We start from the raw sequence: 320 nt of genomic DNA, 5'->3' as shown, positions 1-320 counted from the left end.
CCAGTAGCCCCGGTAGGTCCAGTGGAACCAGTAGATCCAGTGGAGCCGGTAGAGCCAGTAGCCCCAGTAGTTCCAGTAGCCCCGGTAGGTCCAGTGGAACTAGTAGTTCCAGTAGCCCCGGTAGATCCAGTGGAGCCAGTAGCCCCAGTAGGTCCAGTAGTTCCAGTAGCCCCGGTAGGTCCAGTGGAACCAGTAGGTCCAGTGGAGCCGGTAGATCCAGTGGAGCCAGTAGCCCCAGTAGAGCCAGTAGTTCCAGTGGAACCGGTAGAGCCAGTAGTTCCAGTAGGCCCAGTGGAGCCAGTAAGTCCAGTGGAACCAGT

The 320-nt window shown here is 58.8% G+C and carries 1 protein-coding gene; it reads left to right on the top strand.

Features of this window, described 5'->3' with window-relative positions; translation table 11 throughout:
- A partial coding sequence (locus ACQRBL_RS32730) for a hypothetical protein (RefSeq protein ID WP_427736478.1) occupies positions 1–320 on the top strand: 320 nt, incomplete at both ends.

It is taken from the genome of Bacillus sp. AF62 (assembly GCF_050312695.1).
Classification (GTDB): domain Bacteria; phylum Bacillota; class Bacilli; order Bacillales; family Bacillaceae_G; genus Bacillus_A; species Bacillus_A cereus.
This window is presented reverse-complemented; position numbering and strand designations above follow the sequence as displayed.